The organism is Sorangium sp. So ce128, assembly GCF_051525245.1.
Lineage (GTDB): Bacteria > Myxococcota_A > Polyangia > Polyangiales > Polyangiaceae > Sorangium > Sorangium cellulosum_B.
On record NZ_CP150313.1, the window covers coordinates 11600042 to 11626834 of the forward strand.

The window sequence follows — 26793 nt, forward strand, 5'->3', positions numbered from 1 at the left end:
GACATCCCGGGTCGACTGGCGCTGGAAGGCCCCGCAAGTCATGGCATCGTTCACCTTCCGGAGGACGCACCGGCCGGGCCGGTGCTCAACTTCATCATCGGACGCCTCTTGTTTTTCGGAGGGATTGATCTCCGGCTGCGCTTCGTCCGGAGCCGGAGAATGACGCCGAGCAGCGCCGACGTATGTGCACCTTCGAGAAGCGGCGTGCTCTGGAAGTTATACATGGACGTCTGGATGCAGCCGCTGCCGCGCCCGCGGATGTCGTCAGCCGGATCTACTCCACGAAGCTGGCAGGATGGATTCCTGCAGGAAGCGCCGGAGCGCGGCCATTCGCTCCCCAGGGTCCGGTTCCCGGAGGCGGTGCAGGAGCAAACGGTAGGAACGGTTGCCGGCGGCGCGCCGCGAGACCTCTTCCACGAGCTCGGTACAGCCCTTGAAGAGCTGGACGAGCACCTGTTCCGCGTCGGAGTTACCCCACTCGCATTCGCCGATCAGATCAAGCGCCGGCGCCCACGCGTCGGGTCCCCAGTGCTTCATCGCTCGGCTCGCCGCGTCGACGAGCGCCTCGCTCTCCCTGGTGAGAGCGCCCTCGCCATCGTCCGGAAGGTTCCCCAGGAGGTGCACGACGAGAGGAGCGAGGACGCTCGGGGCTCGCTCGAGCATCCAGGCGAGCCGCAGGCGCAGCGCGATGTCCTCGCCCGGGTAGCGGCAAGGGGCGAGCCGCTCGTTCCACACGCGCAGGATGGGCTCGGCGAGGTCGGAGCGGCCGAGCGCACCCAGCGACTCCGCGGCGAGGACCTGCTCCTCCGGATCGCCGCACGACAGGAGTGGCTCGAGATCGGCCGCGATGGCGTCGCAACCGCGACGCGCCAGCGTGCGATAGAGCACGGCGCGCAGCTCGGCTGGCGCCTGCGCCGCCGCTTTCCGGAGGGAAGCGTTCGCCAGCGGGCCTTCCGCGCCAACCCCCATCCCCTCGTCCAGCACCTCGAGCGCCGCCTCGAGCAGCCTCTCGCCCTCGCCGCACCCCAGCGCCTGCTCGAGGAAGCCCGCGGTGAGCCGGGCGAGCAGCGGAAAACTCATGGCCTCGCGAGGATCGCGTCGCTGAAGCCAGCCCGGAAAGCCCTCACGGTAAAGCAACCAGTCGAGCACGCGGCTGGAGTGCGCGTACGTCCACCGTGCGCGGGGGCAGGCACCGAGCGCCGCGTCGAGCGATCCCTGGTCAAGCCTGGCCCACGCCTCCAGCGCCGCCACGACGACGCGCGGGCTGGAGTCGTCGAGCCGTGGTGCAAGGATGGCTGTCCACGCCGCGGTCCCGAGCTCGCCGATCCAGGTGCAGGCGAGGGCGCGCAGCGCTTGCTGCTCGTGCCTCGACAGTGCATCGAGCAGATCACGGTGCGCGAACGTGAGGTGGTCCCGCACGGCGGCGGCGAGCTGCTTGCCGACCTCCGGCTGGTGGACGTTGATGCTGCCCGAGCCGCCACGGGAGATCGATGCGAGCAGGAGCCTGCCGATGTCGCCCTCGTGCCGGGTGTCGGTCGTGGCGAGGTGCGCCTCCAGCGCGCGGAGCGCCAGGACAGCGACCTGATCGGGTGAAGCCCGGGCCGCCAGCCGCGCGAACACGGCGGAGTGCAGCGTCTCGGAGGGATGCTCGAGGAGCCGCTCCGCGAGCGTGGCTTCCTCGGGGTGTGCCTCGATCCGGGACTCGAAGGCGCGAACTGCCGCGTCGATCGTCGCGCGACCCTCGAGCGTGCTCTCGAAGACGAGATCGGCCGGCTCGTCGTACTCGGAGCCGAGCGGTCCGGGCATGGAGAAGACCTGGTGGCGATCGCCGCCGATCACCTCGAACAGCAGCGCGGCGATGGCGTCCATCGGTGTGCGCGCCACGTCGAGCGTCTCGAGCACGGCGGGCCCGAGCGCCGACACCCACGCGTCGCTGGCATGGTTCCTCGTAGCGTGAAAGTGGTCCTCGCGGCTGGACGCCCTGAGCGCTGCGCGCTCGGCCAGGCGTCGGCGCAGGGCATCGAGCAGGAGCGGGTATGCCTCGACGCCGGGCCGTGACAGCAGGCGAGATTCCGGGGTCACGCCGAAGTGAGTGCCCGGTGGCTCGTTCCGGGCGAGCAGCACGGGGAGCTCGTCGAGGGTGAGGTGCTCGAGGAGCTCGGGAGGCGGCCGGTAGCCAGTAGCATCCGCCTCGAGCAGCATTCGCACGGTGCTCCGGTCTCCAGGCGGTGCGAGCTTCGCGATCGCCTCCGCGCACCGGCATGTCGGGTGGGCAGCGAAGCGGCGGTGCAGCGCAGGGAGGGCCTCGCGCACGCCGCGACTGGCCGCGAGCGCAGCGAGCTCGTCGCCGTCGAAGCCTGGAGCAGCGCGCTCGATGGCCTCGATGAGCTCCACCCGGCTGCCCGGGGCGTTCAGCTCGACGCGGTAAGCGAGCGGCATCCGGGCGAGCTGCTCGAACGACGGCGGCGCTGGGGGCGGCTCGCTCGCCACTCGTCCATGGGCATGGGCCTGCTGCTCCAGCCACAGGATCGCGAGCCGCTCCAGCTCCGGGTCGCTGGCTCCGAGCAGCCCGGCCACCGCGGTGACGGGATCGCGCCTCTCGCGTTCCGCACACCACAGGACTGCGAAGAGACGCGTCTTGCCGCATCCGGAGGAGGCGAGCGTCCGCCAGCGCGCCTCGTGCTCGGGATGCATGGCGATGCCACCCTCGTCTCGAGGGCGGAGCTCCCAGGGCAGCCCGGAGCGGTCGGCTTCGAATCTGTCGAGCACCTCATCCAGGGAGATGCATGGGGGGAGATGGCGTGCACTCACGAGAAGATCGAGGAGCGTGCGTCGTTCCTCGCCTCCGGTGGGCAGAAGCGGCCACAGCTCCGCCATCCGCGTGTCGAGCTGCGCAGCGTCTCTCAGCGCCTCGAGGACCTGGACCACGGGCCCGCGCCTCGCCTCGAAGCGCTCGGATGCCTGGCGCAGAGCGCGCACCTCGTCGGGCGGAGGTTCGTCTCGCGCGTAGTCACGTGCCCGGTCCAGCGGCCAGCCGACGGATTTCGCGAGTGCCGCGAGCCGGCGCCACGGCTCCGGGTGATCCTCGTCGCGATCGACGGCCACGCGCAGCGGATCGGCGAGACGATCGCGGTGTGGCAGGCTCGCTACCGCGTGCAGCAGCACGAGCAGCTCGCCCTCCGCCTCGACCATGCGACCGAGGAGGAGGCCAAGCGCGTCGCGCCGTCGGTCAGGCAACCCGAGCAGGCCGGGCGCTCCCGGGCTGGGCCTGGGTGGTACGGCGAACCAGGCGAGGAGAGCGCCGCTCAGGTGCGCGGGCCAATCGACGAGGCGGCGGCGCAGGATCGGCCAGGGCAGCTCGTGTCCGGCGGACACCGCAGCGTCGTGGGTCGCACGCTCGAGCCTGGTGAGGCGCGCCTCGTTCCTCCACCTGGTCTCGCCGTCACGCACACGCTCGTCATCGAGCCGCAGGGGCAGATCGGACGCGAGGCGATCGAGGATGTCTCCGGGTAACCTGAAGCGGAGGGCAGCGGCTCGCTCGAGGATCTCCGCCTGCTGGTCCGGGGTGCTCTCGCGGAGTAACGGCTCGAAGCGCGCCATCTGCTCCGTCCCACAAAACGGCAGGAGTCGAGCCGGGTCACGGCGGAAGGCGTCGCACTGCTCGGCCGTGCGGGAGGCAGCGTCGATCAAGCCGTCGAGGATTGGCGGGAGGTGCGGACCCACGGCGCGCAGGAACCGCTCGCGATCCGGCTCGTCCTCACGCTGGAGCTCGAGGAACGGGCCCTGATGAGGCGCCGTGCCCGGGGCAGCAAGGAGCGCCGCGCGTGCGAGGAGTCCCCATGCAATGCGTGCCGCCTCCGGATCGTTCCAGCGTGCGCGGGCAGCCAGCGCCAGCGCGGCACGGAAGCTCTTGCGGATCGTGTGTTCGTCCGTGGAGCGCTCGAGCGCTTGCGGGCCAGCGAGCGATTCCACGAGCACGAGCGGGGCGATCGAGCGTGGTGCGTAGAGCTCGAGCAGCTGCCACCACCGCGACTCATGGAGCGGCCTGTCCTCGGCGAGGATGAAATGGAGTGCCTTCCGCTCTGCTGCTGCCGGATCGGAGATACCGCTGTCCTCGAGTCGACGCAGGTGCCGCCGGGCGTCGAGCGCGAGCGCGCTTGCCGCGGTCCACTCCGCGAGCGCGCGGTGAGAAAACTCCCAGTTTCCTGCGCCTGGCGCCAGGAGATAGCCGAACTCGAGCGCCCGCTGGGCGGCGATCCCCTTGCTCCCTGAGAGCTCTGCTGCTTCGAGGCGGACCGTCACCGCCGCGTCGTCGAGAAAGCCGCTCGGCGAGCGGAGCCAGTCGAGCGCCAGCGCGCCGGCGAGGCTTGGTAACGTACGCCTCAGCAGATCGGCCTGCTCGGCGGTGAGGCGCTCGTCGCCCACGGCGTGCTCGAGGAGCGCCTCGAAGGCGCGCCGGTAGAGCTCCGCCGGATCGACCTCGTGCAGGCGCTCGCCGGCGTGGACGAGCCGTGCCAGCAGCGAGACGTGGAACGGTGTACGGCAGAGCGCATCGACCGGATCGGAGGTGCGCCATTGCCGCAACGGCGCGGAGAACTGGCTCCGTCGGAGCTGCTCGGCGAGTTCGCGCCGGCCGAGCTGCTGGAGCAGATCGGCCCCTTCGTGGCGCTGAAGCGGCTGGATGCGCAGCACGAGATGGGAAGGCAATGCATCGAGGCCGGCACGGATCGCCCGGCTGGTGGCGATGAACAGCGCGTGGTCATCAGCAAGGCGGCGGCCGATTGCTGCGAGCGCGGGGGAGGGGATCTCGTCGAGTCCGTCGACGATGACGAACAGTCGCCGCGCTGCGAGGAGGTTCCGGTAGAGCGTCGCGCGCGAATCGGACACTCGAGCTGCGAGCAGCTCGGGCAGGGATGCCTCCGGGGCTGATTGCAGCGCACCGGCCAGCTCGCGGGCGCTCCGGCGGACGGCGAGACCCAGGGCACCGAGAGGCCCGCTCCCGAACCGGCGCTCCAGGATGCGCGAGAGCAGGCTCTTGCCCGAGCCAGGCTCGCCATAGATCACGACCCCGCTCGGTCGCGCGCCTCGTGGACCGCCGGCGACCATGTGCCAGCAGGCATCGAGGATCATGTCGTCGCCCGTCCTCTCCGGCGAGGGGGTTCCGTCCGTCCGGACCCATTCGAACCTCCACGCGGCCAGGGCCTCCGGCTCGATCCGCCGCCCGTCCCAGGCGATGAGACCACGCTCCGCGACGTTCGCTTCGAGCGAGAGCCATCGCTCGAGCTTCACGCGTAGCTCTTCGAGACTCGCCGCGGCGAGCCAGCGCTCGAGGGGCAGCTCGCGGACGGCTCGCATCCTGCGCGTGGCGCCGGCGTGGTGATCGAAGGGGCGAAGCAGCCGGTGTAGCTCCTCCGGCGCAGGGGTCGAGGTCACGAGCAGGCCGCCGGGTTCCGCATCGAACCACGCATGCAGCTTGTCGATCAGCGACTCCACGCGCAGGATCGAGCGCCCGTCGCTGGCGAGCTCGCCCGTCGCAGCGATCGGCCGGCTCTCCGGAAGGCGAAGCTCCCCCCACCGCGCGAGCACCAGCAGTGCGAGCAGGAGCGTGTGGGACCTTCCCTGCGGCTTCTCGCCCTCGATCCACCATCGGACATCGTCGCGCTGCTCCACGGAAGGTAGCGACGTGAGCTCTCCGTCGTGCCCGGACCGCCCGGATACTGTGACGAGCAGGCGGACGGGTCGCGCCTCGTGTTCGACGACGAGCGCGAAGCTCTGCCACGGAGCGCGCAGCTCATCGAAGTGAGAGCGCAGATTCGGATGCGCCGCGAGGTGCTCGGCGATCTCTCGCGGCAGTGTCCCCCAGAGCAGCTCGAGCACGACGGCCATCGCGGCGATGAGCTCCGGCCAGCCATGCCCTGTCGCCCCCGCCTGCTCCTTCAGCAGCGAGGGCCAGTGCTGTTCCAGGAAAGCGTGACGCCACGCCTGGATCTCCTCTCGAGAGGGGTGCGCGCAGAGCTGCTCCACGATGACGCGGGGGAGGGCCTCCGCCGCGCGGCGGCGCGCGGAGATGGGAGATACATGCCGGAGCACGCCGTGGGCCAGGAACTCGGCGAACGTGAGGGAGTCAGGCATCCTCGAAGCGCAGCTCCAGGTCGATGTCCTCGAGCCGCACGCCCAGGCGCCGGGCCAGCCGGTGGCGTACGCTTCCAGGTCCCACGTCCCCGCCGAGCGAGATGTAGAGGTCGCGCCCGTCCCGCTCGACATCGAGCGCTTCCCGCCCGAGCGAATGACCGCTCGCCCGGTCCAGCGCGTGGAGCCATGCGCGCGGGGTTGGAGCATCAGCGGCATGCAGGCGATGCTCGACGATGCGCTGACCGGTCTCCGGATCGACGAAGCTGGCGCCCCAGGGCTGGCCGCTCGCGTCCACCAGCGGAACGCTCCGGACCTCGTGCGAGCGAGCGGCGACACGCGGCAGTCCGGGCAGCAGGATACGGATGACCTCGGCGCCGGAACTCCGGCGGACGCGCTCGAGCCCGCGTCGCGCTTGCGGCGGGAGCGTTTCGGACGAGGGGAGCAGGTTCGCTGCGATCTCGGCTGGTGCTTCCTGAACGGCTCTCCAGAGCTCCGCGACCGGGGTGTCCGGCCGGAGCGCGGTGGCGCGCCCGGCGGCGAAGTCGAAGAGGGGAAGCACGCGCTCCGGCGAGATGGAGATGTGCGCCGCGGCTTGCCTGACCAGCTGCAGTGACTGCGGCTCGCGACCGAGCAGGCCGAGCAATCCGGCTTGATCCTCGATGTCCAGCATCGCATCCAGGAGCTCGCCGGACGGCTCGCCTGCCGCGCGGAGCGCCTCGTCCAGGGCTGTGAGGAGCTCCTCGTCGTGGGGCAGGGAGCAGCGCGTGACGAGGGCGTGCAGCATCTCGGACGACAGCACCGCGTCCGCTGCCTCGAGCGCGTGCCGCAGCCTGGCGAGAAGCACGAGCGCACGGTAGGCGTCGGCCGGCACGAGAGGGCAGGCGCGCTCTTGGGCGAGCAGACTGTCGAGCTCGGCTCGTGCTTTCCGGAGCCATGGATGGGTCGAGGTCATCGGTCCTCCTGTCCATACGACGTCTTGTCGCGCAGCTTCCGGACAGCGGCTTTCAGGAAGTCATCGGCCGTCGCCTCGCCCGGCCGGACGCCGCGCGGCACGACGCGGTACGCCGTCGCGACGTTCTGCTCTCCTGAACGCGTGCGTCTGGCGATCACGAACACACCGCTGTCCCCCACGAACGCCTCCTGCGGACGCTGCGCATCGGCCCAGGTTCCCCATCGACCGGAGTCGGTTGCGGTCGCGAGCGCCTGCCGGTAGGCGGGCTGCAGGTGGCGATCGTGATCCCGGAGGACGTGTGCCCGGCAGGCAGCGCACGCTCCGTGATAGCTCGGCTCGCGGGCGCGGAGTTCCGCGCTGGTGCAACCTGCACCCTGTGCCTCCCGCTCGGGCCGTGCAGGGAGGCCGCGCACGGCGAGGTCCCAGCGCTCACCGGGCGCGTAGAGGTGCTTGATCACGTGGGCGAACCGGCTCTCCGGGCCTGGCAGATCGCCGATCGCTGCGGGGTCCGGGCGCTCGCGCGGTTTCACGTGTCCTCCGCGATGGCGTCGAGCACCTGCCGGCAGGCGCGCTCGAGGAGCTTGCGGAAGCGTTCCTCGCGCGCTGCGTCGGTCTCTCCCGGTACAGGTCCGTAGAGGAGCAGGCTCGCCGCGGTGCGATCCAGCGGGTGTGTGGGCCGTGGAGGAGGCGGCGGCGGGTGGCGGGCTGCGATGACCTGCCAGTCGGAATCGGAGAGGCGCGTGGGCGCGACCGTCAGCAGCACCGCACGGCGCCGCTCGCCGTCAAGCTGCGCGACCACGGTGCGCGCAGCGTCAACCTGCCGTGCGAGACCGAGCTCGGGCTCTGCGTGGCAGATGCCGGCCGCACCCGGCATCATTTCGAGCTTTCTTCCGGCGGCAAGCGCCTCCCGGCGACGTGCCACGCGAAGGCGGCTCCGTGCCTCGTTCCGGAACGCAGCCAGCGTGTAGGCCGCCGGTGCGTCCGCGTCCCGGAGCCCGCCGCTGCGCCGGTCCAGCAGGCGTGTCAGGACCTCCTGCCGGAGATCGTCCGCGTCCACATCTCCCAGCGCGCGACGGAGCCCTCCCGGCGGGCGAGCGAGGTGCCACAGGAACGTGAACGCGGCCTCCAGGGCCGCCTGATCCCCGGCCTCGAACCAGCGCGCGAGCAGCTCCTTCAATTCCATGTCGCTCAGCACTTCTGCCCCTCCGGCATCGAAGCCTTCCCGAGGTCCGGACCGTATGGGTCACCGACCCGCCAGGAAAGACGCCACGACGGGGGGAGCGCGGACAGCTCGCGGTGCGGAACCCGGTCCGGCGCGGGAGTGATACCTGCTCAGCGGAGAATGTTCCGTCCTCCGCTGATCTCCGCGATCGAACCTCACAGGATAGCGGGACTCGCCAGGCGTGGTGCATCGCGTGACGGTACTGCTGACCAGGTCGCCGTTCCTGGTTTCCGCCGCTCCGGGTCTGTGGGCCGATGCATGTCCTGGTAGGTGATGTCGACTGCTGCTGGCGGAAGTTTGTCCCGAACCAGCAACTGTCTGTTCCCGCCCGGACGTGACCGGGTATGCTGTGATGTCGGGCACAGAATCTGGCTGCGGTTCCGGCGGTTCCAGCGTGCACCAGGGAGCGGCAGCCCGGAGAGCGCACGAGACGCGTCTGGCTCTGTCGGGGAGGGGAGTGATGCAAGGGCAACCGAAGTTCAAACCCAGGGATCAGGTCCAGCGCACGAACGCCTCGAACGAGATCGGCGTCGTGATCAGCGCGAGCTGGAACCTCCAGGCCGAGATCTGGATGTACAAGGTCCAGCTTGGCGGCGGGATCCGTGGTGGGATCCCCGAGTCGAGCCTCCGTCCCTTCGTCGTGGCCGCGACTCCGTGGGACGAGCTCGCGCAAGGTGCAGTCTCCGGCGCGATTCACTTCCGGCACGCGCTCACCTACCACCGCGTCCGACGTCCACCTAGCCGCATCGCCAAGTCGTTCTCGAGCGCGCGCACGAGGTTCTACCCGCACCAGTTCAAGCCGCTGCTCAAGTTCCTCGATAACCCGGAGAAACGCATCCTCATCGGCGACGACGTCGGCCTCGGCAAGACGATCGAGGCCGGCTACATCCTCTGCGAGCTCCAGGCGCAGCAGCCGCTGGACCAAGTGCTCGTGCTCGTGCCAGCGCGCCTGCTACGAAAGTGGCGCGACGAGCTGCTCAACCGGTTCGGCGAGACGTTCGAGATCGTCCATAGCCCGGAGATTCAGGCCTATCTCCGGCGCGCACCGAGCCAGGTGCGGCCCTTCCGGTGGATCACCTCGTACGAGACCATGCGCGGTCTCGTTGCCCAGCTCGACGAATCCCCGGTGAGCTTCGATCTGGTGATCCTGGACGAGGCACACCGCGCTAGGTCGCCGGAGACCCAGCAGCACCGGCTGGCCCGGCTCGTCTGCCAGCGCGCGGACGCGGTCGTGATGCTCTCGGCGACCCCTGTCCAGAATCGCCTCGACGACCTGTGGCACCTGGTACGCATGCTCGCGCCGGACGAGTTCTCCGATCCGTCGCTGTTCGAGCAGCAGATGATGGACAACTCACGCCTCCTGTCCGTCATCCGCGCCATCGGCGAGACGAACGAGCCGCAGGCGCTCGCCGCGGCACGCGCTGAGCTGGCCGCCTATTTCAGGTCGCCGACAGGGCGGCGACTCGCGGGCTCGGCCGCCGCAGATGCCGTCCGCAGCACCCTCGCGAAGGGGTCGATCTCCCGGCGCGAGCGCATCGAGCTGCAGTCTGCCCTCGGCGGCCTCAGCCCCATCGCCCACGTGTTCACGCGGACGCGGAAGATCGATGCCATCCCGAGCACGGCGCGCCGTGAGGCCTCCTGGGTCCCGATCGGGCTCACGGAGCTCGAGCGCACCATCTACGACCGGATCGAGCAGATCTGTGCGAATCGTGCCCCCCTGGCGAGAAGCGAGTGGGCGCGCCAGCGTGGCCTCCTCATGGTCTATCGAGCGCTGGCGAGCTGCATCCCTGCCGCGCTAGCGCACTTCGCGAAGGAGCTCACCGCGCCGTCGGATCTCGAGGAGGAGGAGGAGCTCGAGGACACCACGCAGGAGTCGAGCCTGGACAGCGAGGTTCGCGGGGCACTGAAGGATGCCGATCGGCACCTGCAGCGGCTCGGCGCGACCGACACCAAGCTCGCGAAGCTCCTCGACGAGCTCCGGAGCCTCTGGCGCGAGGACGAGCAGCAGGGGAGGCCACCGCGAAAGGTGGTGCTCTTCTCGTTCTTCCGCCGCACCGTGGAGTATCTCCGCGGCAAGCTCCGGGACGCGGGCATCGAGTGCCGTGCGATCCACGGCGGCATCTCCCCTCAGGACCGGGAGGCACCGATCGAGGACTTCCTCGGCCGCCCCGATGTGCGCGTCCTCATCACCTCGGACGTCGGCGGCGAGGGCATCGACCTGCAGAAGGCGAGCGTGCTTTACAACTACGACCTGCCCTGGAACCCGATGGTGGTCGAGCAGCGCATCGGTCGTATCGACCGCATCGGCCAGGAGGCTCCAGTCCTCGTCATCCGCAACTTTGTCGTGGAAGACTCCATCGAGGAGAGGATCCTGAAGCGCCTGTTCGACAAGATCCGGGTATTCGAGGAATCGATCGGCGAGCTCGACCCCATCCTTGGCGAGGGGGAGTCGGTCGAGAGCCTGACCGAGCAGGCCCTGTTCGGCAGGCTCAGCGCCCCTCGCCTCGAGGAGATCCTCGTCCGCGACGCCGAGGTGGTGCTCCACCAGCACGAGCATGCGAGGCGGCTCCAGAACCGGGTGGACGAGCTGATCGCCGCCGATCAGGCACTGCTCGACGAGATCGATGCCGTCACCGGGGAGCACCAGGTTCCCTCGGAGCGGCATCTCCTCGACTTCATCAACCGGGCGCTGGCAAGCGCCGGCTCGGAGTGCGTCATCCCGGGAGATGCCACGGAGAAGGTCGTGCGTGTTGACCTGCGGGCGGCGATGGTGGACGGCCGGGTCACGGCGGCGGCTTCCGACAACGACCGCACGGCACGCTTCGTCAACGCAGCGAAAACTGCCCCGGAGGTCCTGCTGACGTTCTCTCGCGATGCCGCTTACCGGCACCCCGGGGCGGAGTTCATTCACTCCACTCACCCGCTGGCGCGCTGGGCAGTCGGCCTGCTCGAGACGCCGAGGAAGGCCTTCCGGGTGGCAATCCCGGGAAGTGCCGTCCTGCCGGATGGAGAATATGGCTTCCTGGTCGAGCTCCTCGAGACGCCTGGCACGCTCCGCGGGTCACGCATGATCGGCGCACTCCTCCCCTGGACCGACCCTGGCGCCACGCCGATCATCGATGGCGAGACAGTGGCACGGGTGCTCGGTGAAGTGCTGGAGCACGGCGAGGACGAGGCCTTGGCTCCGGAGGAGCTCGGAAAGATTGACCCCCTCTCCAGGCGGCTGCAGGTTGCGATGGACGAGCATATCGATGCGTGGGAGGCGCGCGAGCGCGAGCTGCACGAGGCGCGGGACGCGCGCCGCCGGGCTGCGGTGCAGGCCACACACGAGCTCGCGCTGAAGCGTGCGGAGGAGCGTCTCGCCGCTTACAGGAGCAAGAAGCATCCCGCCTTCGCGCTGCGCATGGCCGACGCGAAGGTGGCCAAGGCGAGGGAGCAGCTCGCCAGGGTGCGGAGCGCCGCGCCGAAGGCGGCATGGCCGGGGTACGAGCGCGAGGAACTGATGGTTGGCCTGCTGCACGTGGGCAAACCGGCGGGGAGGCCGGAATGAGGTACGTTCACCTCGGGATCGACTACGGCACGAGCGCGAGCAAGATGGTCGTGCGGGATTTCGACGCTCCGGGTGGAGAGAAGGCTTATCCTGTCATTCACCACAGCTCGTGCCGGATCCCGTCCGATATCGCCATGGCAGGGGACCGGATCTACTTCGGTCGCGTGGCGGGCGACCCGTCGATCCCGGCCGGCGCAGTCTGGTACCCGAGCGTGAAGATGCGCGTCGCACACCACCACGGTGCAGATCTCGTCGGGATACCCTATGAACAACGACAGCCCCCGAGCGGCTGGACCTTCGACGCTCTGGCCGTGCTGAGCGTCGCGTGGTTGATCGTACAGGCGCAGGCGTCTGCGAGGGCCAGGATCGGCGTGCGAGCGCAGCTCAGGTTCGGCATGACCCTGGGCGTGCCTACCGACTTTCGCCACAATCAGAAGCTGCGGCCGGTATTCGTCGCGATCGCGAGAGCCGCATGGGACATCGTGAAGAGACGGGAAAGACTCGGCGATGACGAGAAGCTTTCCAGCGCGCTCCATGACGAGGTGGAGAGGGCTCTTCGCGAGGGTGCGAAGGGGGCGGCAGATGCGGAGCACGTCAATGCGTGGATCCGCTCGGAGGCGCTCGCGTCGGCGTGGTGGTCATGGAGCTCCCCGGCGTTCAAGGTCGCCCCGTATGTTCTCGTCGACGTGGGCGCTGGAACCACGAACGCTGCGGCGTTCCTGCTCCGGGAGGCCCCGGTGAAGCCAGACGGCAAGCGCGTTCAATGGTCGAGGGAGGGACTCTCCGTGCTGGGTGCCGCCTCGGGGACGGTGGGCATGAATGCTCTGGTCACCGCGGCGGGAGGCCCTGCGCCGAACGGCTTTCCGCCTCTCGCGCACGTGATCCGCGCAGATCCGATGCTGCGGTGCGCCCTCGAGGGGCCATACCGCGAGGCGTTGAACGACGTGTATCAGCGCACGGGGAGACAGGGCGCGGCTCGCGAGCAGTGGCGCCGTGCGCGCGTGTGGATGCTGGGCGGAGGAAGCTTGAGCTCCGATGTATGTGATGCGTTCGGCTTCGATCCGGTCGCGGCGGCGCATCGGTTCGAAAAAACGCTGTTCAAGGACCACCCTTCGGATCTTCAGCTCCCTGTTGCACCGAGGCTCAAACCCCAGGAGGTGAGGATCTCGCTGCCAGTTGCCTATGGGCTCTCCGTTCCCAGCGAGGAGCTTCCGCTGGAGATCCCACCGGGAGACATCGCGCCGATCCGTCCCCTTGCTCCCCGGCCACCGAGCCCGTCGTTGGCGGGCATCTACGAGAAGTGATCGAAGATTGGCACGCCGTTTGCCGGAGGAGAGGGCACCTTCTCCCTCGGCGGGGCCAGCCTGTCGCCTTGCAGCGGCAGCTAGACGCGGCCGGCTGCAGCAAGCCCTCCCCGTAAAGGCGTTCCGGGACGGCTCCGGCTTCTTCACTGCCGATCGGCAGCTCGCAACGGGAACCGAACCGGTAGCCGGCAGGGGCCTCCATCGGTCGTCGTCGCCCTCGTGCCCGCCCGTTCGGCAGTCGCCCGAGGGGCCACCGCCATTCACATCCCATTCACACGCCATTCACACGCCCACCGTCGCGAGGGGTCGCCCCGGGTCGCGTTCCGTCGCGTTCCAGCCCCCCACCCGAACCCCGCAGGGCTGTCCCAAGCACGCGATCAGGCTAGGTTTTTTGCCTGATCCCGCAGGGTTCGGGCGGAAGCCTCCCGCGACGCCGCCAAAGCCCCCTTCGGGTTTTGAAAACCGCCGTTGGGGCAACTCAACCAGGGGTTCGAATCCCTTCTCCTCCGCTGGTTTCTGCAAGGATGTCGGGTAGTTCGCGCGGTCCGGGACGTGGACGGGAGTGGACAGGCGCGGACAGGTCTGGACGCAGGTTCTGGCAAATTTCTGGCACGGCAGGTCCCTGGTTCCGGGCCTAGACGTGTGAGATGGCTCACGATGTTCGCGGCCGAGATCTACGGTCGCCCTGCGACGAACTCTCTCGATAACCGGTAGCCTGGTGACGCATCGACCGGATGCGTCGTGCTCGGGGGCACGGGGCTCGCCGAGCTTTGGCGACCTCGCTGCTACTGCCGGAGCACGCACATCCAGCCCAGCGCCTAGCGAGCGGCTTGGTGCCGGCCATCGTTAACGGGCAGGGCACCACGACGACGTTGTGGCGAGCGTGCGAAACCACCGCTTCGCGAAGTGAGAGCGCTTTGAGGAGAACGATTCGTCCAACTTGGACGAGTGGCTCAGGGGTGAGCGAGTATCGGACGAAAACGTGATCGAGATGGAGCGCGAGGCAGATCGGATCTGCCCCCTTGTCGAAAGGGTAACCGAACCCTGTCCGGCGAGGTCCGGCTGGTGCCCATCGATGACGTGGTTGTTCCCGAGGGGTGAATGCGCCAGCGCGGTGGCATCACGTCGATCATCGAGTCCATCCGGGACATCGGCCGCAATGAGCCGATCATCGTCCGGCGCGACACGCCATGTCGTGCGACCTCCACCTTGTCGCGCGCCCCGATCCGCGGCGTCACGCTCAGTACGCCGAGTAAGAGCCTTAGCCATGCCCCTGCGGCTTCGCCCGGGCGTACGCCTCCCCATCCGGTCCGTAAGAACCAAGACTCGATGAGCCGGGGCTTTCGCTTACGAGCATGCCAGGTGCCGGCGATGATGACGTCGAATCCGTCGCCCACCGCGGACTTGTAGGTGGCGGTTCCCGTGCGCCGTGGCGAGACCGCGCAGGGCTCGCTCGCGGCCGGGGCTGGTAGGCTCCCGCGAAGGTACTGCGGAGACCGACCCATGCCCGACCGCACTGACTTCCTCGACACGATCAGCGAGCACTTTCGCGAGGAGCTCGCGACGTCCATCGCCCGCTCGGATCGCGGCCGTACACGGATGAAGCTTCGGACCTTCCTCGAGGGCTTCGGCTACACCGCGAGCGCCCGCGTGCGCCAGACATCGCTCTCGTCCGCGCTCGAGAACCTCCAGAGGTGGGGCTACGACCACAAGCTCAGCGGCAGCACCGTCAACGACTACATCACCATCTGGAAGAGCGATGCGCCCGTCAGCAGCGAGCAGCCCCAGCGCGCGGCGCGCGACGGTGACGGGCGCGCACGGGGCGTGGTTGCGTGGAAGGACGGCGAACTTGATCTGCCGGTCGATCCGCTCACCTTCGGCTTCCACGTCGACGATGCGCCGACGGGCGAGCGCTCGGGCGCCCTCTGGCACGACATCACAGCGGCGATCTGGTCGTGCCGCACGGTGTGCCTGATGGTCGATGCGTCCGACGAGATGTTCACCCTGCTCGCCGGCGTCCTGGCAGCGCTCATACGGCGGCGGGCGTTAACGTTCCGGTTCGACGACATGGGGCGGTGGGGCGCGCAGGCCCCCGAGGTGCTCACGCTGTCGCGCCTGCGCTCCGTGACCGGACAGGGCGACCGCCGCGAGAGCGATGACTTCCCCGGCGTCGGTGCGGTCTACCTGATCCGAGACGACCCGCACGACGTGGTCGACGACGAGCTCACGGCGTTCGTGCGCGAGGCGCTCATCCCGCACACGTACCGGGTGCGCGCGATCTTCACGACGACGACGGCCGACCCCGGCCCCGACGCGCGCCGCGCCGCCGACGAGCCGGACTACCCCCAGCTTCTCCGCTGGCTTGCCGCATACACCGGTGCGCCGTCGGTGGAGGCGGACTGGCAGGACGGCGACGTAGAGGTGCAGCTCTCGAGCCTCTTCGCCGATGCGGCGCGCGCAGCCGATGCGCTCCTCGATCGGGCCACGTACGAGGTGACGCACCCCAAGTTTGACGCGGGCTACGAGGGGACCGAGCACATGGTGCTCAAGGCCGTGATGCTGGAGCACCTCGCGACGCGCTTCCCGAACGAGAACGTGCTCGTGGAGCGCGTACTCGAGATCCCCGCGGATGTCGACGAGCCCGAGGCGGATGTGCCGGACATGAAGGTCGCACGCCCCGACCTTCGCGTGGGGAAGAAGCTCTGGGTCGAGGTCGAGACACTACGCGGCATCGCGCTCCGCGGGTCGAACCCGTTCTTCTTCCTCGAGAACAAGCTCCGCCGGAAACGGGCTGCGATGCTCGAGTGCGAGCAGGTGTGGCTCCTCTTCCCGCGCGACGTCGCGTTGCTTGCGCGGCACCAGGTCTCCGCGATCGTACGGAACGTTGCTGGCGACGCGCTCGAGCGCATTCGCCTCGGCTTCGTCGACCTGCAGGATCGTCGCCCGGTCTTCGTGAGCCTGATCGATCCTCCTCGCCCAGGGGTCCGCATCCGAGGGGTCGCGTGGCGCGAGGCGCGCAAGCCGATCGTGGAGCGGCCTCTCGACTGGACGGACGTCGCGGGTTACGCCGACCTGAAGGCCCGCTTGCAGAGCGATCTGCTAGCGCCGCTCGTCGACCCCTCCCGCTATCGGAGCTTCGGCGTGAGCGCCCCGAACGGATTGCTGCTGTATGGGCTCCCAGGGTGCGGCAAGAGCTTGATCGGACGCGTGCTGGCGGGTCAGGCGAGCCTTACGTGCCGGCGGCTCGTGCCGAGCGATCTGACCTCGATGTGGCTCGGCGAGGGGGTCGAGAAGATCCGCGAGGTCTTCACCTGGGCCCTGAAGCAGGCGCCCTCGATTTTGATCCTGGACGAGTTCGACGGCGTTGCCCCGCAGCGGTCCGAGATGAACATGCACACGGACGAGAAGCGGCAGGTGAACGAGCTCCTCGCGCAGCTCGATCGGCTCTCGGGGCGCTCCGTCGTCGTTGTCGCGACCACGAATTATGCCCGCGGCATCGATTCAGCCGTGCGCCGGAGCGGCCGCTTCGATCTGAAGATCCCCGTCTTTCCCCCGCAGGAAGACGACCGGCGCGAGATCTTCGAGCACTACCTCGGCGGCGATCAGCGGCGCGGCATCCGTGGCATCGACGGCATCGACACGCACGCGCTCGCGGCCAACTCGCGGCTGTTCACGCCGTCGGACATCCGGTGCGTCGTCGAGGGCGCGGTGCGCCGAGCGGTGTGGCGCGCCAGCGATCATGACGTTCCCACGCTCGACACCGGAGAGCTGCTGGCGCGCGTGGGCGAGCACCCGCGCACGATCCAGCGCGACGACGCCGCCCGGTGGCTCGAGGAGGCCCGCCTGGAACTCGGGCGTGCCGACGCCACCCTCGAGTGGCTCGAGCGAGAGGTGCGGGACATCCTCGGCCAGTAGCCGGTCTGTCTGCGGAACGCCGAAGGCGAAGCTGCACGCCCCGACCGGGGCCGCAACTTCCACCGACTCGGTCGGAGAACGCCATGCGACAATCGGCAGCGTGCGCCCTCCGTTCCCCCGTCAGCGGCGCTTCGTAGGGCTCCGCACCGGCGGCGCCTCGCTGCGCAGCTGCAGACCGCGGGCGCCACTGGTTCCAGCCGCGAAGGCAAGCGGTGGTCGACGCGTCCTGGCCAACGCTGTAAGCGCAGCCCGCGGTCATGGCATCGTTCGATCATGATCACGTCATGACAAGATCATGATCGCGCCTGGTCCGTGCCCCCTCGCGCGTCGCTCGAACCCGAGCTTCGGGGGACTGCGCCAGATAAAAAACTAATAATATCAATACGATACGAGACATCGGATCGCTTGGCACCGCGCATGCTCCTAGCCGTAGCACCGGCCTCGAAGCCGGCGAAAGGAAAATGCAGATGAGATCAACCAAGCGTGCTGCCAGCCTTCGCTCGAACCGCCGTGCGCGGGTCGCCGCTTCTCCATCGTTCGATGCTGTCGCGGTCGGCGCGCAGCTCGGCACGATGCTGGGGAGCATCATTAACGCGAGGACCGCCTATCAAGACCGCTGCCATCAGCGTGAGGTCGTCCTTGCCATGGCGACCGAGCACGCGCGTGTCTGGGACGCCGAAGCGGAGCACCGGCACGACGCGTTCCGCAGGACCCTGGCGCTCGCGACGAAGCTTGCCGAGAGCGGCCACGTCGAGCAGGCGCTGGAGGTGCTCTCTCGTGGCGTCGAGCTGCTGCCTCGGGTCGAGACCGGCTCCCCGCTGCCGAGCCCCGTCTTCAACGCCGAGGGCACGTGATGGACGCGATCCTGCAGATGTGGCTACGGTTTCTGCTCAAGCTGGTGGAGGCGTCGACGACGGAGATGCTACGGCAGCGCGAGCAGGCGCATCAGCGGCGCCTCACCGAGCAGCTCCTCCGTCAGCGCGCGCCGATCATGGCCAGAGAGGCGGCACGAAGAAAAGAGCTCCGGGCCCAGCTCGAGCAGGCAAAGCTGGCGGTGGTCGACCCGCGCTGGCAGCAACGAGTCGACCTGCTCGTCGCAAGAGTGAAATCCCCCTGAACGACAGCACCACATCGAGACCATGGAACCGATCGCGCTGATTGATGCATTTCCGGAGGATCCAGACGAGGTCCTCGCCGTCAAGTACATGTGGAGCAAGCTCGACGACCAGATCGAGCAGGCAGGGCAGGACTGGAAGGAGGGGCCATCACCTCCCCCGCTGCAAGAGCTGCTCGAGTTCCGGTACGGCACGCTCCCTGCGCTCGAGAAGAGCCGCCGGCAGAAGACCATTGACGTGGTCAAGGCCGCGGTCGCCCGCACGCGCGAGCCCATCGTGCAAGGCATGAGCGCCTACGCTCTCTCGTGGAGCGACGAGAGAACCGGCCGCGCCGTCCGCTGGTTCCAGGGCCACCTCGAGCAGAGGTGGCCTCCGGGCATCGCCTTCCTGGCCGAGGATCTCCCGACGTTGCACGCCGCCTGTCTTGCCATGGACATCGCGGCGCTGCGTGACAAACCGGTCGCGGACGATCCGTTCCCCGCTCCACCGGTGCTCATCACCGGGCCGACGGGGACGGGAAAGGAGCTCCTCGCCAAGGCGATCCACCTGCGAAGCGGTCTCGAACCGGAGCCCTGGGACATCAATCAGCTGAGGCTGTTCGGGGCGCTCAACTGCGGCGGCCTGCCCACGGACCTCCTAGAGAGCGAGCTGTTCGGGCACGTCAAGGGCGCGTTCACCGGTGCAAGCACGAACAAGCCGGGCTTCGTGGCGCAGTATGCGAAGGGCACCCTGTTTCTTGACGAAATTGGGGACATGCCGCCCGAGGTCCAGGTGCGGTTGCTCCGGTTCCTCAACAACGGTGACTTCCGCCCGGTGGGCTCCAACGAGATCACGCGGGCGACGCCGCGTATCATTTCGGCCACGCACGTCAACCTGGAAGAAAAGGTCGCCAAGCGGGAGTTCCGCGAAGATCTCTTCTTTCGAGTTCGAGGAAGGCGCATCCGCCTGCGGGGCCTGCGAGAGCGGCACCGGCAGAGCGTGCTTGCGCTCATTCAGCGGTTCCTGGAGCAGGAGGCTCGGCGCCGGGAACGCACGGTGCCCGTGCTCACCAGGCAGGCCTGGGTGGCGTTGCTCGCGCACACCTGGCCCGGCAACATGCGCGAGCTGAGATACGTGGTGGAGCGGCTGATTGACGAGGCAAGGCCCCGGCGGGTGCTCGATCTCGACGAGCTGGATCCGGAGATCGCGCTGCGTTACCGCCACGTAATACCCGCTCATCAGCAGGACGTGCTTGCGGCTATGGCAGAGGAGGACCGTGGCGATACGACCCGAAGCGCCTTCGTGCTGGTGCAGCGCCTCGAGGCTCGCTACGCGGAGCAGCAACGGCGAGAAGACACGCGCGCCGCGACGCTCCGACGCGCGGCGGAGCTGGTGGGACGACTGGCTGGGAACGTTCGGCTCGACCAGCAGGTCGCTGTCCACATGGACGCGCTTCGGCTCGCCTCCGAGGAGGCGCTCATCCAGGAGTTCCGCAAGACATGGATGGCGCCGATGAGCGACTATGCTGCTGCGTCTAAATTCGATATCGAGAGGGCGACGCGGCTCCTGGAGAAGAGGCTCGACGAGCAGGATTCGGAGGTAAAATCGAAGCTGGACGCATTGAAAACAAGAGTGACAGAGGCCAGCAACGCCTATGCCGTATCGAACTTGGCGGCGATCTTGATGCGGATCGCGGAGACAGGAGCGATCCCGCAGGTGGGCAAGCTGCTCGAGGTGCTCGAGTCGGCGACAGAGATGGCTCAGGCGCCGCCGCTCGACGAGGGGTTCCGTCTGCTGTTCGAGAAGCTCAAGATGCTCACCCCCACTCAACTCAAGGATGAAGTGAAGGCGTTTTTTGCGCGCGACGCGAGTCAGGTGCCCGAGGGCGAGGAGTCCGTGCCGCTCAGCTGGGATGATGTCAAGGAGGACCCGGCGGCGCTCGAGGCCATCATCGCGGAAGCAGGGACTGTTCACGCCGCTGCGTCGGCCCTGGGCGTCAGAACTGAGACGGTTTCTCGAACGAGAAACCGACATCGTGTTAACCCGGGATAAGGTCGCCCGCGGCCCGGAGACGCACCGACGCGCACCTGAGCGGGCCCTCGAACGCGCCACCAGCGAGTGCCGACGACACGCACGGCCACACCCTTCCGTGCTGTCCACGGCGGTCGCTGGCGGCCGGACGCCACCCGGGAAGCTGACTGGGAGCACCTCGGCATGCTGAAGGTCCCTGCCTATGCAGCACACTGGGAGCGAAAGCTGATCGAGTACCGGCGTGCGGGGATCCGGCCCCAGGAGGAGGGGGGCCAGCCTGAAAGGCACGCTCATTGTGACGCGGGACGAGCCAGGCGGGCGCATCGACTCGGCTCGGAACGCGAGGATTATGGACGAGGTGATCTGTGGCGGCTGAGAAATGAAGCCTTGCTGCCAGGCCGCCACCAAGCCGAGCTTCCTCTCGGACGTTGCCGCCTCGGAGGTTGCCGCCTTGTCGCTGGGGTGTCCGGGAGAGCGAGGCAACAGTACCTGAACTCACAAAAGGCGAGTACCATGCGCGGCCTGGCTCAAGGTTATGGCCGACCACTTCCGCAACCTGACAACACTCGCCCGTGCAGGCGCCAGCGTGATCCACATCGCCTCCTTCGAGTGGGAGCGTGTGGAGGGGCTCGTGATCGGCCTCGGCGAGAGCCTCGGGCTCCCTGTCGAGCGCTGGAGCCACTCGACCGGCATCGGTCGGCACGACGGCGTGAAGTTCCAGCCGAAGGATCCCGACGCTGGCGATCCGATCGAGGTGCTGCGCCGCTTCTCCTCGCAGGAAGAGTCGACCATCCTCTTTGCCGAGGACATCCACCCCTACCTGGATCATCACCAGCTCGTCTCCTGGGTGAAGCACGTCGCGCGCCTCCCGCAGGAGCCGCGCAAGCTGCTGATCCTAGGCACGCCGCTGCCAGTCCTGCCGCCGGACCTTCGGAAGGAGGTGCCCACCCTGGAGCTCCCGCTCCCCGATGCAGCCGTGCTGAAGGAGGTCCTCCTGCGGGTCGCCGCCGAGCTGAACCTCGCGGTGGATGTCAGCGATGAAGCGCTGCTCCAGGCCGCGCTCGGCCTTACCGTCATGCAGGCCCGCCTCGCCTACGCGCAGGCCGCGGTGGAATACGGCCGCCTCGATCGCGCCGCGGTGCCTCGCGTCGCAGCCGAGAAGGAGCGGATCATCCGCGAGAGCCGCGTGCTGGAGTTCATCCCGTCCACCACGCGCCTGGAGCAGGACGTCGGCGGCCTCGACCTGCTGAAGGACTGGCTGCGCAAGCGGGGGCGGGCCTATGGGCCGGGCGCGCGTGACTGGGGGCTGGATCCGCCCAAGGGCGTGCTCCTGCTCGGCGTGCAGGGTTGCGGCAAGAGCCTGCTCGCCAAGGCGGTCGCGGCCGAGTGGCAGTTCCCGCTCCTCCGCTTTGACATGGGCCGGGTCTTCGGCGGCGTCGTGGGGCAGTCCGAGGGGAACATGCGGCTCGCGCTCCAGGTGGCCCAGGCCCTCGCGCCCTGCGTCCTGTGGATCGACGAGATCGAGAAGGGGCTCGCGGGCGTGGGCAGCTCCGACGTGTCCGACGGCGGGACGACAGCGCGCGTGGTGGGCACCTTTCTCACCTGGATGCAGGAGCGGACCGAGCCGGTTTTCGTCGTGGCCACCGCGAACCGCATCGACCAGCTCCCGCCCGAGCTCCTCCGCAAGGGCCGCTTCGACGAGATCTTCTTCGTCGATCTTCCCACCCAGAGGGCTCGGGAAGCTATCCTCGCGATCCACTTGCGCCGCAAGCGCCGCCACTCCGAGGACTTCTCGATCACGCGGCTCGCCACCGCGGCGGCGGGCTTCTCGGGCGCCGAGCTGGAAGAGGCGATCCGCGAGGGGCTGTACTCGGCCTTCGACGCCGGGGTAGAGCTCGCGGACCAGCACATCCTGGAGGCGATCGAGGCGACCTGGCCGCTGTCGCGGACGATGCGCGAGGAGCTCGACGGGCTCCGCAGGTGGGCCCGCGTCCGCGCCCGTCCCGCCAGCTCGGAGCAGCCGGAGGCGCTGCCCCCGGGGGACACCTCGGCGCCACGACTGCGCCAGGAGCAGCGCAATCCTTTCATCCCAGAGCGTGGATGAAGGCGCTCCACTTCGCCGCCCTCGCTCCTCTTCCTGTGGCGCTAGCCCTGGCTGGGCAGGCATCCCGCTCGCTGCGACCCTTCCACCGATACCTGCGCCAAGCGATCCTCGCCGCGAGGGATCGGCAGTTCCAGGCGGCCGTCCCCTGGGAGCGGGTCGAGGGGGCCCTCGACGTAGAGCTCGAGCCCTGCGAAACGCGCCTCGAGATCGAGCGACCGATCCGCTGGAGGGTGGCGGGCTGGCCCGAGGGGCGGGAGCCCTCGTCCGACCGGATCTTCGTCGTTGGCCGGGAGATCATGGTCACAGCGCGCCGCTGGGAGCACGCGCCTGACGGCCTGATCATCACCACCGACGAGCCGCTCGTCGAGGGAGACGAGCTCCTCTGGTGCCGGGTCGAGTGCAGGATCGAGCCGGCGGAGGACGCGCCTCCGAAGGCGCTCTGCGACGATGCAGGCCGCGTCTTCCCCGTCATCGATGCTCGGGAGCTGGGCGGGCGCCGGTGGAGGTTGCGGGTCGACGGGATCCCCGCGGGGGCGCTCCGGGTCGATGACGTCGAGGTGTCGGCGACCCACCTCCCCGCGACCGAGGGGCTCACCGAGCTGTTCGACGGCAGCGGCCCGGTGCGCATCTCCCGGCTCTCCGGCCTCCGCGCGCAGCTCGACGGGGCGCTGACCGGGGACGAGCTCCGCGGCAACAACGGCCTCCGGTTCCGCGCTCGTCCGGTCGCCGGACGCGGGCGCCGCCAGGGCCTCTGGGTCCAGCTCCTCGTCCCGGAGACGCTCGACGCCGAGGCGTCCCTCGATCCTCGCGCCCTGTTCTTCGAGGACGAGCTGAAGGTGGTCTGGACGCAGCCGAGGCGCGACCCGGCGAGCATCATCAAGGTGCAAGGCGTCGATCGGGAGCGCTACCAGCTCCGCCTGGAGCGGCTGCCCCCGCGTGACGCGCAGCTCTACCTGCCCCTCGAGACCCGCAACCTCCAGCGCCAGCGCAACGCGCTCTTCCAGCTCCAGAACGGCCCGCTCCCGCACCACCGCGGGCTGCTGCGGCTCGCCGAGGATCACGCGCGGATGGCGCCGCCCTCGCCGGTGCGCGCCGTGGAGATCTCGCGCTGGTACGAGCTCGGAGGCAGCGCGGACGGGACCGACGCGCAGCGGAGCTTCGTGAAGAAGGCGCTGGGCACCGACGACTTCGCCTTCCTGGAGGGACCGCCGGGCTCGGGCAAGACGCGGGCGATCTGCGAGCTCGTCCTCCAGCTCATCGAGCGCCGGCAAAGGGTGCTGTTCTGCGCCTCCACCCACTACGCCATCGACAACGCGCTCGAGCGGCTGGTCGGCACCCATGACCAGGTGGAGGCGTTGCGGATCGGGCGCATCGAGCGGGTGGATCCGCGAGTGCAGGGCGTCCAGATCGAGGCCAAGGTGGAGGCGCTCCGGTCCGCCTGGAGGGACCTGCCGGCGTTCCGCGATCACGGCGACGAGGAGCTCCGCCTCATGGCTGAGCGCATCGTCGTCGACGCCGCGAACCTGACCGCCGGCACGACGCTCGGGATCCTCAGCCATCCCCTGCTCCGGGAGCGCTCGCGCGACGACGACCTGCTGACGCGCAACCCGTGGTTCGACGTGCTGATCATCGACGAGGCCAGCAAGACGACCGTGCAGGAGTTCCTAGTCCCCGCGCTCCTCGCCCGCCGCTGGATCATCGTCGGGGACGTGCACCAGCTCCCGCCGTTCACCGAGCGCGCGGCGCTGGTCGCCAACCTCCGCAACCTGCTCGACGACAACGAGCGCCCCCTGCTGACCGCGGATCACCAGCGCGCCTGCTTCCTGCGCACCCGCCTCCGCGCTCACGCCGCCTACCGCGATGCCTGCCGCTTCCTCCTGATTGAGCCCGCCGGGGTGCTGGAGGCGCTCGCCCGCGAGGTGGCGGCAGATCAACGCGACGGCGACAGCTACATGGTGGTCCGCCTGGTGCGAGGCGCGTCGAGGGCCGGGCGCGGCCCGGTCCAGGAGCTGTCCCTGCGGGATCTCGATGGCCCGCGGGGGCTGCTGCTGTACGCCGCCTCCTGGGTGCTCACCGAGCCGGCGTTGCTCGGCGAGGTCGAGGAGAGGCTCCCGCCGGACCTCCTGCGGATCTCGGACGAGGGCGCGCCGGGATCGGCGTTACGCCTCCGCCATGCGTACTGGCTCGCCCGCAAGGTCCGGCCGTTCAGGGAGCGCGTGAAGGACCGGGGGAGTCCGCTCGACGGCCCGCGCGACGTCGAGGAGCACGAGGCGCGCTGGCTGGCGCGAAAGGACAAGGACTGGGCCGGAGAGCTGGCCTGGCGCCTGACCCGCCTGCACGAGCTGCGGCGCTCACGGCGCGTGCACGCGAAGACGCGGCTCCGGCGGGAGCGGGACGATCTGCTCCCGCGGACCGTCGACGTCGAGGAGGCCATCGGCGCCATCGAGGACGTCGGGCTGCCGAGCGTGATCGAGGTCATGCAGGACGGCGTCGAGGTCGAGCGGGCCTCCCGCCCCTCCTCGCTCACCAGGGGCATGCCGCGCCAGGAGATGGCTGCCCGGTTCGAGAGCCTCTCGTTCCAGCACAGGATGCACCCGGACATCTCCGCGTTCCCCCGCCAGGAGTTCTATGATGATCGGCGCCTGCGCGACGCGAACACGCTGCAGGGGCGCGATGCACGCGTCGGCTGGAGCTTCGCGCCGGAAGTGCCGGCGCGGCGTGCCTGGCTCCACACGCCCGGCACGGAGTCGCACGGCGTGAATCCTGCCGAGATCAACGTGCTCGAGCGGATTCTCGAGCATTTCTTCGCGTGGGCCGAGCGCCACCCCCGCCTCGACGGCAACCCCTGGGAGGTCGCCTGCCTGACATTCTATGTGAAGCAGGAGCAGCACATCGCCCAGATGCTGAAGCGGGTGACCCGGCAGGATCGCGAGACAAGGTTCTTTCATCGTGGCGTCGACATCGCCTCCGGCACCGTGGATCGGTTCCAGGGGAGGGAGGCGGACCTGGTGCTCCTCTCGATGCGCAACACGCGCCGGGTCGGCTTCCTTGACAGCCCGAACCGCCTCAACGTCGCGATCACCCGGGCGAGGCACCAGCTCGTCATCGTGGGCAATCATGAGTACTTCGTGGCCTGCGGCGTGGAGGAGCTGGCGAGCCTCGCGTCGACCACCAGGAGGCTCGAGCCCCGCGCGTGGCCGAAGACGGGGGCAGCCCGATGAGGACCGAGCTCCGCGCCGCGGTGGACGTGGAAGAGATCGTCCTGTTCGCAGAGATGGCCACGCTGCAGCCGAGGCCCGAGCTAGGGCTCCTCTGCCGGGGCGCCGATGGAGGGACGCTGACCGAGGAGGGAATCTCCCGCCTGCTCCCAGGTCTCTCCCGAGCCGCCGCGCGGACGCTCGTGCGCACCTGCGCCGATCTGGGGCTGTGCGATGACCGCGGCGTCCTCACGAGCCTCGGCCGCGAGGCGGGCGAGTCCCAGCGCGTGCCTCTGCCGGAGCAGGGTGTCTACCGCCTCTGGGTCGCGCGTCACCCGCTCTGCGGCGTCCGCATCCTCCATGTCGAGAGAGTCAGCGCCGAGGACCGGGACGAGGACTACGCCTCGCTCACGCCGGCCCCGATGGATCTGCCGCGCCGCGTCCCGATGCGATCCGTGATCGACGCCGACCGCCACTTCGTGCTTCGGGACCTGCCCGCGCCGCGGGGGCAAGCTCCCCGCTGCCGCCGTCTCGGACAGGAGCGCTGCGCGCTGGTATGGCGCCTCGATTTCCTTCGATCCGAGAATTCGTGGTGCTTCGAAGGCAAGATCGATCTCGGTCAAGGCGCGATCCAGGTACGTCACGCCGCCGAGTCGATCGACGGGCTGGATCTCCCGGCGCTGTTCGGCGCCTGGGCGCGCGAGCAGGGACTCGTGGGCTCGTGGGACGTTTCACGCCGGCAGCTCCGGGGGCCGCTCCCCGCCGCGATCGAGGAGCGCGACGGGTTCAAGCGCACCATCTCCTTTCCCTGGGTCGAGGTCCCCGAGCGGGGTCGCTGGGAGGACGTCCGCGTCCGCGACGTCCGGCTCGGGCCGGCGGACCGCGAAACGGCCCAGCAATGGGCGCTGGACCGCTATCATCGGCGTGTGCTCTCCGGCGCTTCCTACCTGCCCGCGTCGAAGCTGCGCGCCCTCTTCCTGGAGGTCATCGAACATACGCCGCTCGCGGAGCACCGCCCCACCCTGCCGGCGCATGCTGATCTGCTGCGCACGCTCGATCCCTCTCCGTCGCCGGCGCGACAGGAAGCGCCCAGCGGGCTCCCGCAGGCCGAGCGGCGGACCCTCTACTTTCGCCACGCAGCGGTGGTGGATCTCGCCCCAGGCGAGGTCCCCGAAGGCCAGCTCGCATTGCTTGTCGCAGGCGAAGCCGGGAGCGCAGGCGCTCCCACGGCGCGGGGGAGCTCATGATGAACCGACGGGGCCCGATCCGGCCGCTCCCGGGGGAGAGGATAG

The 26793-nt window shown here is 69.2% G+C and carries 13 protein-coding genes; 9 read left to right on the forward strand and 4 right to left on the reverse strand.

Translation table 11 applies throughout. The annotated features are described in order from the left end of the window. Window positions 1-264: 264 nt before the first annotated feature. The 4 genes from WME82_RS44015 to WME82_RS44030 are packed head-to-tail and all read right to left on the reverse strand — an operon-like array spanning window position 265 to window position 8267. Window positions 265-6132 (reverse strand): hypothetical protein, encoded by a 5868-nt coding sequence (locus tag WME82_RS44015; RefSeq protein ID WP_438040181.1) that lies wholly within the window; start codon window positions 6130-6132, stop codon window positions 265-267. After that, window positions 6125-7084 (reverse strand): hypothetical protein, encoded by a 960-nt coding sequence (locus tag WME82_RS44020; protein ID WP_438040182.1) that lies wholly within the window; start codon window positions 7082-7084, stop codon window positions 6125-6127. The genes WME82_RS44015 and WME82_RS44020 overlap by 8 nt, the downstream gene beginning before the upstream one ends. Continuing rightward, window positions 7081-7614, reverse strand: coding sequence for a hypothetical protein (locus WME82_RS44025; protein ID WP_438040183.1), 534 nt, complete (start codon window positions 7612-7614; stop codon window positions 7081-7083). The genes WME82_RS44020 and WME82_RS44025 overlap by 4 nt, the downstream gene beginning before the upstream one ends. After that, window positions 7611-8267 carry a hypothetical protein gene (locus WME82_RS44030; protein WP_438040184.1) on the reverse strand — a complete coding sequence of 219 codons (657 nt, stop codon included), beginning with the start codon at window positions 8265-8267 and terminating at the stop codon, window positions 7611-7613. Before WME82_RS44030 ends, WME82_RS44025 begins: the two co-directional genes overlap by 4 nt. A 499-nt stretch (window positions 8268-8766) precedes the next feature. Here WME82_RS44030 and WME82_RS44035 point away from each other — a divergent pair, with 499 nt between their 5' ends. The 9 genes from WME82_RS44035 (at window position 8767) to WME82_RS44075 (ending at window position 26748) form a co-directional block, all read left to right on the forward strand. Continuing rightward, window positions 8767-11856 carry a DEAD/DEAH box helicase gene (locus WME82_RS44035; protein ID WP_438040185.1) on the forward strand — a complete coding sequence of 1030 codons (3090 nt, stop codon included), beginning with the start codon at window positions 8767-8769 and terminating at the stop codon, window positions 11854-11856. Beyond that, window positions 11853-13160, forward strand: coding sequence for a hypothetical protein (locus WME82_RS44040; RefSeq protein WP_438040186.1), 1308 nt, complete (start codon window positions 11853-11855; stop codon window positions 13158-13160). Before WME82_RS44035 ends, WME82_RS44040 begins: the two co-directional genes overlap by 4 nt. 1503 nt (window positions 13161-14663) lie before the next feature. Next, a complete protein-coding gene (locus WME82_RS44045; RefSeq protein WP_438040187.1) occupies window positions 14664-17075 on the forward strand; it encodes an AAA family ATPase in 2412 nt (803 codons plus the stop codon). A 467-nt stretch (window positions 17076-17542) separates the two neighbouring features. Continuing rightward, window positions 17543-17929, forward strand: a complete 387-nt coding sequence (locus WME82_RS44050; protein ID WP_438040188.1) for a hypothetical protein — start codon at window positions 17543-17545, stop codon at window positions 17927-17929. Beyond that, on the forward strand, window positions 17929-18192 hold the full coding sequence (locus WME82_RS44055) for a hypothetical protein (RefSeq protein ID WP_438040189.1): 264 nt from the start codon (window positions 17929-17931) through the stop codon (window positions 18190-18192). The genes WME82_RS44050 and WME82_RS44055 overlap by 1 nt, the downstream gene beginning before the upstream one ends. A 22-nt stretch (window positions 18193-18214) precedes the next feature. Continuing rightward, window positions 18215-20221 (forward strand): sigma 54-interacting transcriptional regulator, encoded by a 2007-nt coding sequence (locus WME82_RS44060; RefSeq protein ID WP_438040190.1) that lies wholly within the window; start codon window positions 18215-18217, stop codon window positions 20219-20221. A gap of 565 nt (window positions 20222-20786) precedes the next feature. Further along, window positions 20787-22304, forward strand: coding sequence for an AAA family ATPase (locus WME82_RS44065; protein ID WP_438040191.1), 1518 nt, complete (start codon window positions 20787-20789; stop codon window positions 22302-22304). Next, complete coding sequence (locus WME82_RS44070) at window positions 22301-25525, forward strand: AAA domain-containing protein (protein ID WP_438040192.1); 3225 nt, start codon at window positions 22301-22303, stop codon at window positions 25523-25525. The genes WME82_RS44065 and WME82_RS44070 overlap by 4 nt, the downstream gene beginning before the upstream one ends. Then, window positions 25522-26748 (forward strand): hypothetical protein, encoded by a 1227-nt coding sequence (locus WME82_RS44075; RefSeq protein WP_438040193.1) that lies wholly within the window; start codon window positions 25522-25524, stop codon window positions 26746-26748. Before WME82_RS44070 ends, WME82_RS44075 begins: the two co-directional genes overlap by 4 nt. Window positions 26749-26793: the final 45 nt, after the last annotated feature.